The 17,556-nt window shown below is 56.9% G+C and carries 17 protein-coding genes and 1 pseudogene; 11 read left to right on the plus strand and 7 right to left on the minus strand.

Features of this window, described 5'->3' with window-relative positions; translation table 11 throughout:
• Positions 1-102 precede the first annotated feature (102 nt).
• Positions 103-648 carry a rhodanese-like domain-containing protein gene (locus tag Q674_RS29835; RefSeq protein WP_023008761.1) on the plus strand — a complete coding sequence of 182 codons (546 nt, stop codon included), beginning with the start codon at positions 103-105 and terminating at the stop codon, positions 646-648.
• A 45-nt stretch (positions 649-693) separates the two neighbouring features.
• Here the strand turns inward: Q674_RS29835 and Q674_RS29840 are convergent, their stop codons facing one another.
• Together Q674_RS29840 and Q674_RS29845 are read right to left on the minus strand one after the other, a co-directional pair.
• A complete protein-coding gene (locus Q674_RS29840) occupies positions 694-1,659 on the minus strand; it encodes an SLAC1 anion channel family protein (protein WP_011783927.1) in 966 nt (321 codons plus the stop codon).
• 84 nt (positions 1,660-1,743) lie between these two features.
• Positions 1,744-2,205: a DsrE family protein gene (locus Q674_RS29845; protein WP_011783928.1), complete on the minus strand. Its 462-nt coding sequence runs from the start codon at positions 2,203-2,205 to the stop codon at positions 1,744-1,746.
• Between the two features lie 197 nt (positions 2,206-2,402).
• Between Q674_RS29845 and Q674_RS41440 the strand changes: the two genes are divergently transcribed.
• From Q674_RS41440 to Q674_RS29875, 7 genes are all read left to right on the plus strand, one after another.
• Positions 2,403-3,026: a multiheme c-type cytochrome gene (locus Q674_RS41440; RefSeq protein ID WP_227501209.1), complete on the plus strand. Its 624-nt coding sequence runs from the start codon at positions 2,403-2,405 to the stop codon at positions 3,024-3,026.
• Positions 2,960-4,021 carry a tetrathionate reductase family octaheme c-type cytochrome gene (locus Q674_RS29850; protein WP_264650073.1) on the plus strand — a complete coding sequence of 354 codons (1,062 nt, stop codon included), beginning with the start codon at positions 2,960-2,962 and terminating at the stop codon, positions 4,019-4,021. The genes Q674_RS41440 and Q674_RS29850 overlap by 67 nt, the downstream gene beginning before the upstream one ends.
• Positions 4,018-4,617, plus strand: a complete 600-nt coding sequence (locus Q674_RS29855; RefSeq protein ID WP_023008765.1) for a cytochrome b/b6 domain-containing protein — start codon at positions 4,018-4,020, stop codon at positions 4,615-4,617. Before Q674_RS29850 ends, Q674_RS29855 begins: the two co-directional genes overlap by 4 nt.
• Before the next feature lie 235 nt (positions 4,618-4,852).
• On the plus strand, positions 4,853-6,118 hold the full coding sequence (locus tag Q674_RS29860) for an FAD/NAD(P)-binding oxidoreductase (RefSeq protein ID WP_023008766.1): 1,266 nt from the start codon (positions 4,853-4,855) through the stop codon (positions 6,116-6,118).
• Between the two features lie 222 nt (positions 6,119-6,340).
• Positions 6,341-7,207 (plus strand): MBL fold metallo-hydrolase, encoded by an 867-nt coding sequence (locus tag Q674_RS29865; RefSeq protein WP_023008767.1) that lies wholly within the window; start codon positions 6,341-6,343, stop codon positions 7,205-7,207.
• 14 nt (positions 7,208-7,221) lie between these two features.
• Positions 7,222-7,674, plus strand: a complete 453-nt coding sequence (locus tag Q674_RS29870; protein WP_023008768.1) for a TIGR01244 family sulfur transferase — start codon at positions 7,222-7,224, stop codon at positions 7,672-7,674.
• A complete protein-coding gene (locus Q674_RS29875; protein ID WP_011783934.1) occupies positions 7,671-8,297 on the plus strand; it encodes a peroxiredoxin in 627 nt (208 codons plus the stop codon). Before Q674_RS29870 ends, Q674_RS29875 begins: the two co-directional genes overlap by 4 nt.
• 40 nt (positions 8,298-8,337) lie before the next feature.
• Here Q674_RS29875 and Q674_RS29880 read toward each other — a convergent pair whose 3' ends face one another.
• Entirely contained in the window at positions 8,338-9,333 is a 996-nt protein-coding gene (locus tag Q674_RS29880; RefSeq protein WP_023008769.1) for a lipid A deacylase LpxR family protein, read from the minus strand.
• Positions 9,334-9,436: 103 nt separating this feature from the next.
• Here Q674_RS29880 and Q674_RS29885 point away from each other — a divergent pair, with 103 nt between their 5' ends.
• Positions 9,437-10,195 (plus strand): fructosamine kinase family protein, encoded by a 759-nt coding sequence (locus tag Q674_RS29885; protein ID WP_023008770.1) that lies wholly within the window; start codon positions 9,437-9,439, stop codon positions 10,193-10,195.
• A 28-nt stretch (positions 10,196-10,223) separates the two neighbouring features.
• On the opposite strand, the gene ovoA is transcribed toward Q674_RS29885, so the two are convergent.
• Positions 10,224-12,374, minus strand: coding sequence for a 5-histidylcysteine sulfoxide synthase (ovoA, locus tag Q674_RS29890; protein WP_023008771.1), 2,151 nt, complete (start codon positions 12,372-12,374; stop codon positions 10,224-10,226).
• Between the two features lie 105 nt (positions 12,375-12,479).
• Positions 12,480-13,208 (minus strand): TrmH family RNA methyltransferase, encoded by a 729-nt coding sequence (locus Q674_RS29895; protein WP_023008772.1) that lies wholly within the window; start codon positions 13,206-13,208, stop codon positions 12,480-12,482.
• Positions 13,209-13,388: 180 nt separating this feature from the next.
• Between Q674_RS29895 and rlmE the strand changes: the two genes are divergently transcribed.
• Positions 13,389-14,012: a 23S rRNA (uridine(2552)-2'-O)-methyltransferase RlmE gene (gene rlmE / locus Q674_RS29900; protein ID WP_023008773.1), complete on the plus strand. Its 624-nt coding sequence runs from the start codon at positions 13,389-13,391 to the stop codon at positions 14,010-14,012.
• 332 nt (positions 14,013-14,344) lie between these two features.
• The gene (locus Q674_RS29905) at positions 14,345-15,898 is read left to right on the plus strand and encodes a methyl-accepting chemotaxis protein (protein ID WP_023008774.1); all 1,554 of its coding nucleotides are present in this window, start codon (positions 14,345-14,347) and stop codon (positions 15,896-15,898) included.
• Positions 15,899-16,414: 516 nt separating this feature from the next.
• Here Q674_RS29905 and Q674_RS29910 read toward each other — a convergent pair.
• Both Q674_RS29910 and Q674_RS29915 read right to left on the minus strand, forming a co-directional pair.
• Positions 16,415-17,212, minus strand: a complete 798-nt coding sequence (locus Q674_RS29910) for a TonB-dependent siderophore receptor (RefSeq protein ID WP_199453028.1) — start codon at positions 17,210-17,212, stop codon at positions 16,415-16,417.
• Positions 17,160-17,556: pseudogene (locus Q674_RS29915) on the minus strand (IS66 family transposase); the annotation flags it as partial. The gene Q674_RS29910 and the pseudogene Q674_RS29915, both read right to left, overlap by 53 nt.

The following is a 17,556-nucleotide window of genomic DNA, read 5'->3' on the forward strand; positions in this document are numbered from 1 at the left end:
TCTGCGGCATTTCGTCGCGCAGAAAAGCCGTGCTCTCCCGCTTTTATTTAGGTTATAAAGTTATGCTCAGAAGAAATTTAAAAGTAGGCAGGAGTACGCGTTATGAAACCGATTGTTGTGTCTGTGCTTTTCTTTTTGACGGTTGCGATGTCAGCCCAAGCGGAAGAGGCACTGTCTGTGACTCCGGAGCAGACCTGGGACACGGTTCAGGAGCAAGGTGACAATCTGCTGTTCATTGATGTCCGGGATCCGGTGGAAATCATGTTCATCGGCTTTACCGATGCTGTGGACCGAAACATTCCGTTCCAGCTGGTGGATCGTTCGCGCTGGAACGATGAGAAAGGTGTCTTCGCCATGGACATCAACGAGGATTTTGTTGCCCAGGTTGATGCCGCGCTGAAGGAAAAGGGACTGACGCGGGATTCCCTGATCATCACCATGTGCCGCTCCGGTTCCGCCCGCGGCAAGCCCAGTGCTGATTATCTGCTGGAGCGGGGCTTTACCAACGTGAAGTACATCGACAACGGCTTCCAGGGCAGTACCGTGAAGGAAGGCGAAAAGAAGGGATTCCGTGTGCAGAACGGCTGGCAGAATTCCGGCCTGCCCTGGTCGACCAAGGCCAACCCCGAGAAAATCTATCGTCCATGATAGCGACGACGCCCGCCTGCATTGGGCGGGCGTCACTGCCCGGTTTCACTCCTCCACGCAGATTTCCCGCCGCCGCACCGCAACTGCGGTTCTGATCACCAGCCCGGTAATCAGCAGGCAAAGCACTATCAGCAAGATCAGCCCCAACCATTTCAGGAAGACCAGCCCCAGGCTTTGATGCATCAACAGTGTGGCAATGGTGATTGCTGCCATGGGGAATGAATAGGCCCACCAAGACAGGGCGAACGGGACTTTGATGAATCGGGATGTCTGGGTAAACAGCATCAGGGTAAGGAACAGTGCGCTGTAGTAGAGAATCCGGGCGAAGGCGTCCACTTCTTCTCCGTTCAGCTGTAACCAGGACACCATTCCGACGCCGGGTGGTGCTATCAGGATAAACAGTGTAGGCAGCAGCTTTCCCGGTAGCGGTTGATGGAAGAACATTCGATTAAAAATAATGGTCAGCAGCACCAGCCAGAACAGCAGCCCGATGCTGAAAAAGAACCAGGAAATTTCCACCGACGCGTGATGCACTCCGGCGACGGGTACCAGGATGTTGCCCACAATCGGGATGAACCAGGCCGGGTTCATATGGTTAATCTCGAAATGGGTGTGATGGATCCAGATCGACAGCACATACAGCGTGAAGCCGAAATGCAGCACAGTGCCGGCGGTCCAGACAATCTGTGACAAGCCCGGATAATGAGGCAGAAGGGCAATGCTGATCAGTATCAGGCCAATCGAAATGGTCGGAAAAAAGTTGAGTTTGACCGGATGGCTCAGTTCAGCTTTGACACTGGCGGGGTGTCTGGCCAGTTTTAACAGGTAGAGGCCGGCCAGCGTGGCGAACACGGCCACGGTCAATGCCAGAAGTGCAGGGCTTGGGTGAATGCTCCACCCGAGTATCGCCTCTGCCCGGTGCAGGGCAATGGTCAAACCGGCAAGCCCCATGACTGTGGCAAACCAGGAAACCGGGAAGTTCTGTAGCCGTGAAACGTCGCTATGCGCCATCGGATACCTCGTTGTTTGCTTGTAACCAAAAGCGCCAGCCCGATAGAGGCTGGCGCATGAAAAACACCGGAACTATGTCCGGCCTCAGAAAGTGAAGGTGCGCATCTTGCGATCCAGCATCTGGCCGGCCATGGCCGGCGGGGTCGCAACGCCGACACCGTCAAGCAGATCGTCTTTGCTGTACTCGCTGTTGGGTAGATACAGCGCACAAACATTCACCGCACCACCGGCTTTCATAAGCCCGCGCAACATCTGCCCCGGAGTGACGTTTTTCGGCGCCAGGGGCTCGGCTTTATAGGCTTTCAGAGCCAGGTCGCCGGCTTCGTCGCAAAGCAGCACATTCACCTTGGCACCCTTCTGGGCCATAGTGTTGGACAGCACCATCGCCATACCCTGGGTTTGCAGGGAGTCGCTGGAGAGAATCACCAGAACCTCTTCCACGGTGTTTCCTCTATTGCCGTCTTTCGCTTTTTGATTCTCCGCCGTTGCAGTCAGTGGGGCCGCGAACAACAGCGCCAGTGCAAAGGTCTTGATGGCATTCGTCATGGGGTAACTCCTGAGTTTTGATGGTTTACATGCCAATCGTAGAACCAGGGCTATTGAGGCTTCAGTGACAATGTCACTGTTCTGCACGCCACAGAGCGATAGATTGATTTTGCTCAATGCTTTTACACGTCGCCGGGAAATCCCGCTCTGTGTAACTAGACTCAATTCAGATGCTCATCTGAGTGGATGGTGCCGATATGAACAACAAGAGAGCCCTGCGAATGCTTTTTTCGCTCAAATGTTTGGTGCTCGTTGCCAGCCTGGTATTTGCCGCGAATGGGTCCGCCTCGATAGCGCCTGTAAACGGGAAATCGACCACCACGGCAGATCACAGCAAGTTCAAGGCATTGCAGGGCCCCTTTGACCGCGCGGAAGACGTGACGGCGGCCTGCCTGACCTGCCATACCGAGGCCGGTGAACAGATTCGCCAGACTACTCACTGGACCTGGCTCTACGAGCATGACGAAACCGGGCAGACCCTGGGCAAAAGCAAGGTCATCAACAGCTTTTGCGGGATGACCATTACCAACGAGCCCCGGTGTACGTCGTGCCATGTGGGTTACGGCTGGAATGATATGCGTGAGCCACCGCCGCAGGCCGAGAATGCGGTGGATTGCCTGGTGTGCCACGACACCACAGGCGAGTATTGGAAATTCCCGACGCTGGCGGGCCACCCCACCTATATTCCCCGGGAATGGCCCAAGGGCAGCGGCAAAATGGTCCAGCCGCCGGACTGGAGCGCATTGCCCGGAATGTGGGCGCCAGTGGCCGGGCCAATTGCGGTAGCTGCCACTTCCATGGAGGCGGCGCCGACGGCGTGAAGCACGGTGATCTGGATACGTCTCTGATTAATCCACCAAAATCACTGGATGTGCACATGTCGCCGGAGGGCCTGAATTTCGGCTGTTCTGACTGCCACACCACCATGGGGCATGCGGTATCCGGCAGCCGGTACCAGGCCAATGCCCGGGATACCCTGGGCATTGATGTGCCGGGCCATACGGATTTCTCCCGGGCCAGTTGCGAGTCCTGCCATGGCCTTGCGCCCCACGACAAGCCAAAACTGAACGACCACGTAGACAAACTCGCCTGCCAGACCTGCCACATCCCGGCTTTTGCCCGGGGCGGGGTGCCCACCAAGACCTGGTGGGACTGGTCCACCGCCGGTCGGCTGGATGAAAACGGACAGCCAATAAAACAGCTGGACGACCATGGCCACCCGAGCTACCTCAGTGAAAAAGGGGATTTCCGCCATGGCGAGAATGTGGTGCCGGAGTACGCCTGGTTTGATGGCACAGTGAAATATACCCTGGCCGGGGATCCGCTGGATATCGAGAATCCGCCGGTGGCCATTAACCGGGTGGAAGGCAGCCCTGATAATGGTGAATCCCGCATCTGGCCGTTCAAGGTGATGCGTGGAAAGCAGCCGTTTGATACCGAGAGACAGACCTTGCTGGCCACCCATGTGTTCGGTGCCGATGATACCTCTTTGTGGAGCAATTTCAGTTGGGAGAAAGCCCTGCAAGCCGCCAGTGATCTGTCTGGCATGCCCTACAGTGGTGAGTTCAGCTTTATCGAAACCACCATGCACTGGCCGATCACCCACATGGTGGCACCCGCTGAACAGGCGGTGAAGTGCGGCAGTTGCCACAAGGCTGAAAGCCGGCTGGCGGGGCTGGGTGGTATTTATATGCCAGGCCACAACGGTAGTGTCTGGCTGGACCGGATTGGCTGGTTGCTGGTGGCAGCCACCCTGTTTGGTGTTCTGGTGCACGCCATGGCAAGGGTCGTGTTCAGTGGGAGGAAAGACCAATGAGCCGGGTACTGATGTTCAAACGTTTTGAGCGCTTCTGGCACTGGACTCAGGCGCTGCTGATTTTTGTCTTGCTGTTCACCGGCTTTGCCATTCATGGCAGCTACGACGTCATGCGCTTCAGTACGGCCGTGCAGGTGCATACGCTGGCCGCCTGGGCACTGATTGTGCTGTGGATATTTGCCATTTTCTGGCATTTCACCACCGGCGAGTGGCGCCAGTATATTCCTACCCGGGATGGCCTGTTTGCGGTTATGCATTATTATCTGGTGGGTACGTTTACCGGCGCCGCCCATCCCTACAAAAAAACCACACGAGCAAAACACAACCCGCTGCAGCGGCTGGCCTACCTGTTCTTCAAACTGATAATTTCACCGATTATCTGGGCCTCTGGCCTGTTGTACCTGTTCTATAACAATTGGCCCGCGACGCTGGCCGGCGCGCTGCAGCTGGAGACCGTCGCTCTGGTTCATACCGGTGCCGCTTTTGCCATGTTGGTGTTTGTGATCGCCCACGTTTATATGACCACCATGGGTAAAACCCTGACCAGTCATATCAAACCGATGATTACCGGTTATGAGGATCTGGACAGTCACTGAGCCGCAGTCAGGTAAACGCCTCTCGCTTGCCTGACCGCCCCCGACCCGACAGCCATCCCGGCCGTGTAAAGGCCACTCCCACCGCTCTATATTCCCGCCTTGTGCGCTATGAACCGCGAAGGACCTTGTGCATCGCTATATTTCATATCGATATAACGATATATCTTAAATGGTGCTAGGATTTGATATACATCAAGATGAAATGCCGTGCGAACAAACACAAGAGGGTAGAGGCATGAACAGCAGAACAGAACCGGCGGGGGCAGACCGGCACCACACCATTGTTATCGTTGGTGGCGGCGCTGCCGGTATCTCGGTGGCGTCCAGCCTGCACAAACGGGACCGCCGTCTGGATATCGCGATCCTGGAACCATCCGCGACCCATCACTATCAACCAGGCTGGACCATGGTCGGTGGCGGCGTTTTTCAGCCGGAGGTTACCTCCCGGCCCATGTCACAGGTGATGCCGGGTTTTGTCTCCTGGTATCAGCAGGCGGTTTCGGGCGTAATGCCGGAGCAGAATCAGGTAAGGCTGGCGGACGGTTCGAGCATCTCCTATCAGGCACTGGTGCTGGCGCCGGGGCTGGAGCTGAACTGGTCTGCGATTGATGGTCTGGAATCCGCGCTTGGGGACAATGGTGTGACGTCCAACTACCGTCAGGGTATGGCGCAATACACCTGGCAAACGGTACAGGCCCTGAAAAAGGGAAGGGCCCTGTTCAGCCAGCCACCCATGCCTATCAAATGTGCCGGGGCGCCGCAGAAAGCGATGTATCTGTCTTCCGACCATTGGCGCAGAAACGGAGTTCTTGGCCAACTCGATATTCAGTTTCATAATGCCGGAGCGGTTCTGTTCGGTGTGCCGGCTTATGTCCCGGCACTTCAGGAATACATTGATAAATACGGTATTCAGGTCAACTTTCAGAGCAATCTGGTAGCTGTTAACGGCCCCGCCCGGAAAGCCACGTTCCGGCTTACGGACGCTGAAGGTAACAGCCAGGATCGGGAACTGGATTTCGATATGTTGCACGCGGTGCCGCCCCAGCGGGCGCCCGGTTTCATCCGCGAGTCCGTTCTGGCCAATGACGGTGGCTGGTTGAATCTGGCGGACGATACGCTCCAACACAAAACCTTTGCCAATATATTCGGACTTGGCGACGTGAGCGGCACCGGTAATGCCAAAACCGCCGCAGCCGTTCGAAAGCAGGCGCCGGTCGTGGCGGAAAACCTCATTGCAAGTTTACGGAATCAGCCCCTGCCTGCGGCTTACCTCGGGTACGGTTCCTGCCCGTTGACGGTAGAGAACGGCCGCATCGTGCTGGCCGAATTTGGCTATAACGGTGTGCTTCAGCCCAGTTTCCCGCAGTGGGTAAACGATGGCACCAAAGCCACCCGCGCTGCCTGGTGGCTCAAGGCCAAGCAGCTGCCCACCTTATACTGGCACGGTATGCTCAAAGGTCGGGAGTGGCTGGCCAGCCCTGTCGTCCGCGAGCATCACTGAAACAACGTTCAGAAAAACGGCGCCCGGACAGGGCGCCCCCTCCTGTGATTCAGTCCTCCGCCCTTCATCCATAGCGAATTAATTAAAGCTTTTGATATGTGATTTACCGGAGCTATCGCCTATATCAAATTTCATATGCGTTAATGGTATATGGTTATATCTAAAAGTATGGTCTACTGAGGGTGTGAGTTAACGATACCCATGCCCGAGGAGGACACGACGATGCAAACGCCATCAGTCACTCATTTCTTCGACGAAGCGACCAACACTTTCAGCTACGTCGTTCAGGATCCCGACAGCCAGGCCTGTGCCATCATCGACTCGGTACTGGATTTTGATTACGCCGCCGGCAGGATCGACGTGCGTTCAGCCGATCAGATCATCTCGTTTATTCGGGACAACAATCTCCAGGTGGAGTGGATTCTTGAAACCCACGTACATGCCGACCACCTCTCCGCTGCGCCCTACTTGCACGAACACCTGGGTGGCAAGACCGGCATAGGCGCGAAGATTGTGGATGTTCAGGAAATCTTCGGAAAAGCCTTCAACGCCGGCACTGAATTTGCCCGGGACGGTAGCCAGTTTGACCAGTTGTTTGAGGAGGGCGACACCTTCCGGGTTGGCAACCTGGAGGGGGAGGTCCTTCACACGCCTGGTCACACGCCGGCATGCCTGACCTACGTTATCGGTGATGCGGCCTTTGTTGGCGACACCCTGTTCGCGCCGGATTCCGGTACCGCCCGCTGCGATTTCCCCGGCGGTGACGCCCAGACCCTGTACCAGTCTGTGCAGAAGGTACTGGCTCTGCCCGGCGAGACGCGGATCTTCCTGTGCCATGACTACAAGGCGCCGGGGCGGGATGAATACCAGCATGAAACCACGGTAGCCGAACAGCGCGAACGTAACATCCATGTTCGCGAGGGCATGAACGAATCCGAATTTGTGCGGATGCGAACCGAGCGCGATGCCACGCTCGCCATGCCGAGGCTGATCGTACCGTCGGTGCAGGTGAACATGCGTGCCGGGGCCATGCCGCCGGCGGAAGACAACGGACAGGTTTACCTGAAAGTCCCGGTAAACGGCTTCTGAGCTGGAGATTAACGATGAAGATTCATTTTCTGGAACCAGGATTCGCCGTGGCAGATGCGGTCGCTCCTGAGGACTTTGAGGACATTCGCCGCCAGGGCTTCCGAACCGTGATCTGTAATCGCCGCGCGGGCGAGGACGGCTACGAGGGTGAAGAAGCCTTCCGGGAAGCAGCAGCCAGCCAGGGCCTGCAGTGGTTCTGCGTGCCGGTCGCCTCCGGTGAATACACCGAACAGGATGTGGATGCCTTTGCACAGACACTTGATGCGGCCCCTGCGCCCATTCTCGGATTCTGCCGCACAGGCCGGCGGGCGGTGCACATGTGGGCCCAGTCCCGGGCCCGGAACCCGCAATGCAATATCCCGATGTTGCTCAAAGCGGCCCATGACGCAGGCCATGAAACCCAACCCATTGAAGCTTTGTTAACCAATGCCACAAACGTGGAAACCCCGACAGGAGAAATGAAATGACGATTCGTCTTGGACAAATTGCCCCTGATTTCAACGTAGACACCACCAAAGGCCCCATGAGCTTTCACGAGTGGGCCGGCGATTCCTGGGTGTTCTTCTTCAGCCATCCGGCTGACTTCACCCCGGTATGCACCACAGAAATGGGCCGCACGGCACAGCTGGCGCAGGAGTTTGCTGCCCGCAATGTGAAGCCTCTCGGTTTGTCGACTGACTCAGTCGAAGAACATCTGAAGTGGATTGATGATGTAAACGACACTCAGAGCTGTGATCTGCAGTTCCCGATCGTTGCCGATGAGGACCACAAGATCGCTGAGCTGTATGAAATGATCCATCCGGGTGAGAGCGAAACCGCCGCTGTGCGCAGTGTGTTCATTATCGATCCGGACAAGAAAGTACGTCTGACCATGACCTACCCGATGGCGGTGGGCCGTAACTTCGACGAGATCCTGCGTGCCATCGATGCGCTGCAGACGGCCGATGCCAATAGCTGTGCATTGCCGGCGGACTGGAAAAAAGGTGGCGAGGTGATCATTCCGCCGTCCATCTCCAACGAGAAGGCCAAGGACATGTTCCCGCAGGGCTGGAACGAATTGCGTCCTTACCTGCGCCTGACCAGAATCTGATTTCTGGTACTGACAAAAGCGCCCCGACAGGGGCGCTTCCTCATAACACCCAGCTAAAAGACAGCGTGCCAAAGCTGAAGTTATCCTGGTTACGCTGTTCTTCCCCCGTCGTGGCCCGCAAAATCAGCGCCGCTTGCAGGTTGTCCCACTGCCAGGTGCCGCCCAGGCCTATCTGGCCGAGCAGGGGGCCTTCACTGAACCGGTAGGGCCCGGAATTGTCCTCCAGATAGGAATAGGCAATGTATTCCGCCCCCAGACCTATGAATACTGACCAGGCGCTTTTCGCGCCACTGAAAGATCCGGGTAGCGCGATGGCAGAGGAGCTGCCGGCGTAATCCGGTATAAAATTGGCCGGAAGGTTTCTGCCCATCCGCCAGATCACGCCAACGGTCGCGGAGGTTCGAAAACTGGACAGCAGGCCGGAGCCTACCGCTGAAAACTGTTGTTCAAGGTCGCCGCGTTGCCCCGCTTGCAACAGTTTGCGCCCGTGGGCCGCCTGAAATCCGCCAACCACGTCGGTCCCTAGCTGGTTGTCCCATCCTTTGGGGCGTTCGCTCCCGGTGATTTTGTGTACCCATTTCTGGCTGGCTTCGGCGCCGCTTTCAGGACCAACCACGCCAATGTGAGCGCCGTACCCCGTAATACTGTCAGCACTCCAGCTCCAGAGGGTGCTGCTCAGGGAGAGATGACCGGCGTAGGGGATATCATTGAATTGAGGCTCTTCCTGGCTAATGTCTGCCGGTGTCACCATGAGTTGACGCAGACTGACACTCATTGCATGGTTGTTGTCGGCGTCGCCGACGCCGGGCAGAAATGACAGACCATCTCTGCCCGCCCTTGCAAGTCGGGCTGAGCCTCCGCCGGAGTCTTCGGCTGTATTGGTAAGGTAAGACAGGCGCACGCCATTGGTGTAGCCCCGGTCGCTGCCAGTGAATAGATCGTTGTCCCAGGCAAGGTTGAACTGTTCCGCATTGGCGGAAGCGGGTGCTAGCACGAGTAAGAGGCTAATGCGGGCAAAAAGAGCTCGGATGGGCACTGGGAATGGACTCCGTGAGGGTAGGATGCAAAGTATCTTAGCAGAACCCTGCTACGGTTTTATGGCGCAAACAGATCCATACCCGCGCTAATCAGGAGTCAATATGCACGTTAAAACCAATACCACGGGCTATGCCGATGCGCTGATCTGCGAAGCTGAGGGTCTGGAATCTCTTCGGGACGGGTTGCAACAGGCAGGGGTTGAAGCACTCCGTATTCCGGAAGTTATGGAGGTGAACCAGCACCGACTTACCCTCAGGCGGATTGACTCAGCACCGCCCGACGACAAGTGCCTCACTGCGTTGGGGGAGGGGCTGGCGCAGTTGCACCTGCTGGCTCGGGATCAATATGGCTGGCGCCGCGACAACTTCATTGGCCTGGCACCTCAACCCAATACACTGACAGATTCCTGGGGCCGGTTTTTTCTGGAGCAGCGGCTGAAGTATCAGGTCAGCCGGATCTCAGATGCCGGGGTGCGAGCCAGGTTCGAGCGCACCCTGGAAGCCTGTGGTGCCAGCCTGGCCAACTGGCTGGATCGGCATTGCGAACATCCGAGCCTGTTGCATGGCGACCTGTGGAACGGCAACGTGATGTTTGACCGTAATGGCCCCTGGCTGATTGACCCGGCGGTGTATCAGGGCGACCGGGAGGCGGACCTTGCCATGACCGAGATGTTTGGCGGTTTCGGCGCAGCGTTCTATCGTGCCTACGATCGCGTATACCCGCGCACTGAGATCTACGCCACCAAGCGAGAAATCTATAACCTGTACCACTACCTCAACCACTACAACCTGTTCGGTGGTGGCTATCTGGGTGGTTGCGAGCGTGGCCTGTCGGCCTTGGCGGCGCTACCAGCCTCGTGATCAGAAGCTGGTAACGCCGGCATCGCACTCAACTCCTGACGGGTTTGCGTTCCCACACGGTCACTTCAGACAGTGTGTGCTGGAACTTGTGCTCGGTCTCGCGGATCACGAAGGGCACTTTCCGGGGCTCGCCCACCATCCTGAAGTGCTCTCCCAGGCATTCTCGAATGCCGTCTAGCGTTCGGTGATTTTCGCCATCCTTCTTGAAACCGCCAAGCCATTCCTCTTTCGGGGTGTGTTCTTCAAGCCAGGTATACGGGGAGGCAATAATCAGCAGCCCGCCTTCGTTAATGCGATCGTGGATGCACTCCAGGAAACGACGTGGCCGGTACAGGCGGTCGATCAGATTGGCGGCCAATACCAGGTCATAACCGGAATACTGGGGCTTCAGGTTGCAGGCATCGCCCTGATAGAACGCCACCTTGGCGGCGGTATCTTCGAGATCCAGTTCTTTCAGGGTGCGGGTGTGGTAGCTGACCAGTTCGCCTTCTTCGGTCAGTGAATAACGGATGGCGCCCTGCTCGGCCATCTCCACCCCCAGACGTATGAAGTTGGCAGAGAAATCGACACCTTCAACCTCGTCAAACTGGCGCGCCAGCTCAAAACTTGCCCGGCCACAGGCACAGCCCAGATCCAGCGCTTTTCCGGTCTTTTTGCCGGCCATAGCGTCCAGGGCCAGTGCCGCCATGGTTTTCGGGAAATTGGCGACGCCAAACCAACGGTCGCCGTAATGGAACTCGGCGTATTCAGTGAGTAGCCGGTCGCTCTCGTAGTAGGCGTTGGGTTGAACAGCCTCGGCCTCGGAGGTGATGTAGCGGAAGCCTGCATGCTGGAAGAAATGCCGACGGAAGGCATAACGGGAGGCCAGCCTTGCTTCGTTGCCGCAGGAAATCCAGGAGCCGCCTTTGATCAGATTGTGCTGGCCGTCGAACGTGGGTGTGGTGAAGTCGTCGTACAGTGGATGCACCTTGAAGTTGTCGAACGGATAGGTGGGGGTTTCGGTCCACTGCCAGACGTTGCCAACCACATCGAACCACTGGCCGTGGCGAAAGCGCGTTACCGGACACGACGAGGCACCATGGTCCAGGTGGAGGTTGGCGTTGGCCGGGGATTCTCCCACTTCTCGGACGCCGGATTCGTCACAGAGGCGATACCACTCGTCTTCCGTGGGCAGGCGGATGGGTTTGCCGGTTTGCTCACGTTTCCACTCACAGAACGCCTTGGCCTCGTGATAGTTGACCTCGACCGGCCAGTCCCAGGGCATCTCCACCTCTTCAGTCATCAGGCGCAGCTGCCAGCCATTTTGCCAGCGCCAGAACGTGGGGTGTTTGGCTTCGGCAAAGGTTCGCCAGGCCAGGCCCTCCTCGCTCCAGTATTCGTCCTGCTGATAGCCGCCGGCCTCGACAAATTCCAGGAACTCCTGATTGCTTACCAGGTACTGGCTGGCCTTGAACTCGGCGACGTCGGCCTGGTGCTCGCCGTACTCATTGTCCCAGCCGTAAAAGGCATCGTCGTAGGGCTTACCGATGTGTACTTTGCCAGCGGGAACGGTGAGCAACTCGTTTTCCGGTGCCTCGCCGGTTTCCCGGATGGGCGCCCATTCCGGTTGCGGTTGAACGCGTTCCAGCGCGTGCTGGCGGATGAGCACCGAGGAAGTCTCAAGGTGAATACGCTCATGTTCGATGCCCATCACGATGGGCCACCAGTTACTGTCCCAGTCAATTGGCAGCGAGAGTGGCATGGTTTCGATCAACTCCAGCACGGTCTGGCGCACCTGTGCCCGGTAGTCCAGTACTTCCTGGACAGCGGGCCAGTCGTAGTGATCGTCGTTCAGGTCGTCCCAGCTCATTTCATCCACACCCACCGCGAAGATGGATTCCATGTTGGGGTTGATGCGTTCTTTCAGGATCTTGGCCAGCACCAGTTTGTTCACAAAAAAGGTGGCGGTGTGGCCAAGGTAGAAAATGAGCGGATGCCGGAGCGGGATAGATTTCTGGTAATAGCCGGAGTCATCAGCCAGGCAATCGAACAGGCGCGTGTAGGTGTCGAAGGTGTCTGTGAAATAACGCGCGATTTCCTGGCGTTTGGTGTCCGGGGCTCCCTCGGCCAGATTGGGCGTGCGGGTTAAACCGATGGCATGTTGGCGTTCGAGAATTGCAGTCGGGTTGGAGAACTCCATGGCTGAACCGATCCTTCCAGTGAATGATGTCCTACAGGATTACGTTCAACCATAGGTAACCGGTTCAGCGACTGGCAAGTAAAGGCCGGAATTAATCCGGGGGACTCAGGCGCGGTTCAGCTCATAAACCGCCATATTGACCGCGGAGGCCAGGTTCAGCGACTCGATAGCGGCCGCACCGGGGATGGTGTAGGCGTGGGCACTAAGTTCAGTCAGGGCTTGCTTTGGCACGCCGCGGGCCTCATTGCCAAACAGGTAGCAGTCCTGGGCCTGGAATTCGGGCTTGGTGATAGAATCGCCGCCGATGTCCAGGCAGGCGATGCGGGCGTATCGCTGCCCCAGCGTGTCCAGGGCAACCTCGGTCTCCAGCGGTACATGGAATATGGCGCCCATGCTGGCGCGCACCACTTTCGGATTGAACGGATCCACGCTGCCGGGGCTAAGGAGGCACCGGAAGCCACCGAACCAGGCCAGCGTGCGCAGGATGGTGCCCAGATTGCCGGGATCCTGCACCTCGTGAAGGTAAAGCGCTTTTTCCCGGGAGGCGTTTTCTCCGTGGGCAGCCGGTGGCAGTGGCACCAACGCCAGGATGCCCTGAGGCGTTCTGGTATCGGAAAGCTGGGCCATCTGCCGGTCGCTGATGACGTGCTTGGGCCAGAGGCTGGGCCAGTGCTCGTAGGCGCCGGTCACATACAGTTGGGCGTTGCGCCAGTGGGGCACCTGCTTCGCCGCTTTTTCCAGCTCCAGTACCAGATGCTCGCCTTCCACCAGAAACTGTCCGAACGACTGGCGGTATTTCTTTTGATGCAGCTTTTTGATGTCGTCCAGTTTCACGGTCTGCTTTCCATGGTGCCTGGCACGGCCGGGGCCGGGCGATGATGGTTTTAATGAGGCATGTGATCAGGCGCTATTGTACGGGGGCTTGGCTGGCTTGTCAGGAAGTGGCTGGTTTTTGCGGCGTCACTGACGCCGGCGTACAATGCCGGTTTTCCCGCAGTGAACAGAAGGCAGGCGATGGCACGCTCGAAAAGCAGTAACCGGTGGCTCGAAGAGCACGTAAACGACCCCTTTGTAAAACAGGCGCAACAGGATGGCTATCGTTCCCGTGCCAGTTACAAACTGCTGGAAATCAACAACAAGGATCGGCTGATTAAACCCACGGACCTGGTCGTCGATCTGGGTTCGGCCCCGGGCGGCTGGTCCCAGGTGGCGGCGAAACTGGTGGGCCACAAGGGCCGTGTGGTGGCGTCTGACATTTTGCCGATGGATCCGATTGCCGGCGTTGAATTCATCCAGGGCGACTTCACCGAACAGGAGGTCTTCGACCAGATCATGGCGATACTGGGCGGGGCCCGTGCTGACGTCGTGATCTCGGATATGGCCCCCAACATCAGTGGCGTAAACGCCGCAGACCAGGCAGCCTCCATGTATCTGGTGGAACTGGCCCTGGATATGGCCTGCCAGGTGCTCAAACCCAAAGGCAGTTTTGTTGCCAAGGTGTTCCATGGTGAAGGCTATGATGAGTATGTGAAAACCGTGCGCGAGTCCTTCGATAAGGTGGTGATTCGCAAGCCGGATTCGTCCCGGGCCAGATCCCGGGAGGTGTATCTGGTGGCCAAGGGTTTCCGCGTAGCCTGATTTTAAGGTCGAACTGCGACGCTCTGCGGCCAAACTGCTTTTTTGGTGCGAGTGGCTACATATTTTTTGCTGCTGTCGCGCAGAAATTCCGAAATCGTCTATTCTTTAACCTGTGAGGAAAGGGATTGTTCTCGCAGGCTGCCTGATATTGCCACCTCCCTGAATAACCTTTTCATTGAAACCACACCCCGATTAAAAAGGTATGGAGCGCCTGAGAGAGGCCTATGGGACTTGTGGCTGTTCGTTACAAAACAAACTGGAACTGGGCAACGGGACAGCGATAATCGCCGCCCCACCGACAACAACCGGCCAGGCTGAAAAGGACGAACCTCGTGCGACAGAATCTACCCATAACCGGGAACGAAAGAACGTTTCCGGAATCGCAAAAACTGATTTCCTCAACGGATCTGCGGGGAAAGATCTTGCACTGTAACGACGCTTTCGTGGCGGTCAGCGGTTTTTCCCGGGATGAGTTGATCGGGCAACCGCACAATATCGTTCGTCATCCGGATATGCCTCCGAAAGCCTATGAGAACATGTGGTCTCACCTTAAGGCCGGCCGACCGTGGATGGGCCTGGTGAAAAACCGCTGCAAGAACGGCGACTTCTATTGGGTCAGCGCTTACGTCACACCGGTGACCGCAAATGGCGAGGTTGTCGGTTATGAATCCGTTCGCTCTTGTCCGGGCCGGGAGGATGTGGCCAGGGCTGAGAGGCTCTACAAGTCGATTCGGGAAGGGAAAACCGGGATCCCGTTCTGGCATCGGGTGGCGCCAAGCACCTGGTGCCTTTTGGGATTGTTGATGGCAGCCGGGGGATTATTCCTCTCGGGCCAACAAGTGTTGTCAGAGCTTTTGCTGTCGGTGGGTGTGCTCGTCTATGCGATCTGGATGAATATAGCGAGGCACCGGTTGATTCAGTCGGTTACCGATATGATGGGTAATACCTTTACAGACAACCTGGCAGCGCGAAGCTACACCGATGATGACCTGCAGTTAGGGCGCATCAAGGTGGCGGTCAGAGCGCAACAAGCCCACCTTGACGCCGTATTGACCCGGATTGAAGATTCTGCCGCCGGTGTAAAGACTGCCGCAGTCAGAGGTCTGGAATACTCCTCTCAGGCCCAGGACACCATGCGGAAACAGCAGGCCGAGACCGAGCAGGTGGCTGCGGCAGTTCATGAAATGTCGCAGACCATCGGCGAAGTCTCCGAAAACGTGCAGCGAACCGCCGACAAAGCCGATGGGGCCAGGGTATTGGCGGAACAGGGCAGCCAGGTTATCGCCTCGACCAGGCAGTCTATTGAAGAACTGAAAACCACCGTTCATGGCATCAGTCGCTCCGTCGGTGAGTTGGCGACGGAGAGTGAAAAGATTGCAGACGTGGCGAAGATCATTGAAGACATCGCCGAGCAGACCAATCTGCTGGCTCTGAACGCGGCGATTGAAGCTGCCAGAGCCGGGGAACACGGGCGTGGCTTCGCGGTGGTGGCTGATGAGGTCCGGAACTTGGCCCAACGGACCCAGAATTCCACCCGGGAGATTCACGGGATCATCGACAAGCTGCTCTCAAGGTCGTCCGAATCGGTGAGGGTCGCCGAACAGGGTAATCTGGCTTCAGACAGTGGGCTGGACCGTATGCTGGATGCGGAAAAGACCCTGAACCAGATTGCAGACTCAGTGAATACCATTGCAGAAATGGCGATTCAGATGGCCACCGCTGTGGAGGAACAGGCGCAGGTCTCCGACCAGATTAACGAGCAGGTCGAGAGCATTTCCTCGCTCGCGTCGGTGAATTTTGAGAAAGGGGCGCAGTCGGCCGCCAGTGTCGAGAAGATGGAGAAAATTGCGGCTGAGTTGCATGAGCTGGTGGTGCGGTTCAAATAAGCCAGACTCGCCGCTTTTGAAAACGCTCGAAACACTTTGGGCAAAGACAAACAAAAAAGGCCTGCGTTCTCACGCAAGCCTTCGAAAATAATGGCGCGCCCGATAGGATTCGAACCTATGACCTTTGCCTCCGGAGTGCACAGATTCTGGTCGGGGCTGAACGGCATAATAGGGGCTGATTCGAGACTGTTCAAGCAGATACAGTAAGAAGACCTGATTGCATGAAGCCCTTATCCTGAGCGGTTTTCACCGATTAACGCCATTTTTGGGCACAGATGTGTCTGGAATGGATTGACCAAATTCGGACACTTCGACCTTTGTTCCGCGCATCAGTATTTCGATGAAACGCCATTGTCGCACGCTTTTGAGCGACTTCAAATTGTCGGGTTTGAGTTGTCCCATTGAGGACATTATTACTCACCTATCAACGAGCTGACTTCATATCTGCGTCGATGGCTCACGGCAGACTTATCTGTCGGCCATGAGCTACAGATATCAGCAGGGGCTTGTTACCACTTAAAAGTCGTAGCTCAGTGACAAGCGAAGGTTGCGTGGTGCGCCCCACCAGGCCTGGCTATAAAATCCGACCTGATCGTGGTACTCCTTGTCTAACACGTTGTTCAGGTTCAGTTGAGCACTGATATCAGGAGTAAAGTCGTAACGGGCCATCAGGTCTATCACGGAGTAACTGCCCTGGGTAACACGTGTTGTGCCTGCCGGTCCTCGAGTATCCCGGTAGATGTCACTCTGCCAGCGCAGGCCTCCGCCAAGGCGAAGCGGACGCCAGTTACCGGTAAATTGATAGCTGGTAAACAGTTTGGCTTGCCGGTGAGGGTGTGTGGTATTCATGCGATCCCCATCTGCATTTTTCGGATTTGCCAGAGTAAAGCTGGCATTGAGGTTCCAGCCCGGCGCCAATTGCCCAACCAGCTCGGTTTCAAGCCCTTCAACGGTGGCGCCATCGGCGGCCCGATACGCCTGGGTGTCCGGGCGACCGCTCACCGTTTCACCCGGAATGGCTTCACCCAGGCCGTCCTGTTCACTCCTGAAAACGGCCACGTTCATGTCCAGCGCATCCGCCAGCGTCGCTTTCAAGCCCAGCTCATAGTTGCGGCCGGTGATAGGATCAAGCAGAGAGCCGTTTGTGGAACGTACGTTCTGAGTCTGAAAAATTTCGGTATAGCTGACATAGCCACTGAACCGGTGATCAAAGTCATATATCAGCCCGGCATAAGGTGTGAGTTCATCGCTGTAGGAATATTTCCTTGAGCACCTGGATCCGGGTTTCATCAGCTTGCAGGTAATTACTGCCATTCTGGGTTTCCCGCATCAGGGTCATCAGCGGTTTGAACACGTCGTTCAGGCGGATGATCCAGTGCGCCATGCTGGTTCGGCTGACTTCGTGTCCCAGGCGCTTGAGCATTTGCTCCTGGCGGTACAAGGGCAGGCCGTCGGCGTATTTGGAGGTAATCAGGTAAGCCCGCAGTGACGGTGTCGCAATGCATTTGCCCAGTGGGTGGGCTGAGCGCGGTGCAGCCACAATATGCTCCTGGCCACCCTGCTCGAAGACGGCTTTTTCCTGCCAGTATTCCAGCACCTTCAACTGTGCGGGAATGTACTCCAGCTCTTCTTTCACCTTGGTCGCAAAGCGAACATTC

Origin of the sequence: Marinobacter sp. EVN1 (assembly GCF_000475375.1) — a bacterium.
Lineage (GTDB): Bacteria > Pseudomonadota > Gammaproteobacteria > Pseudomonadales > Oleiphilaceae > Marinobacter > Marinobacter nauticus.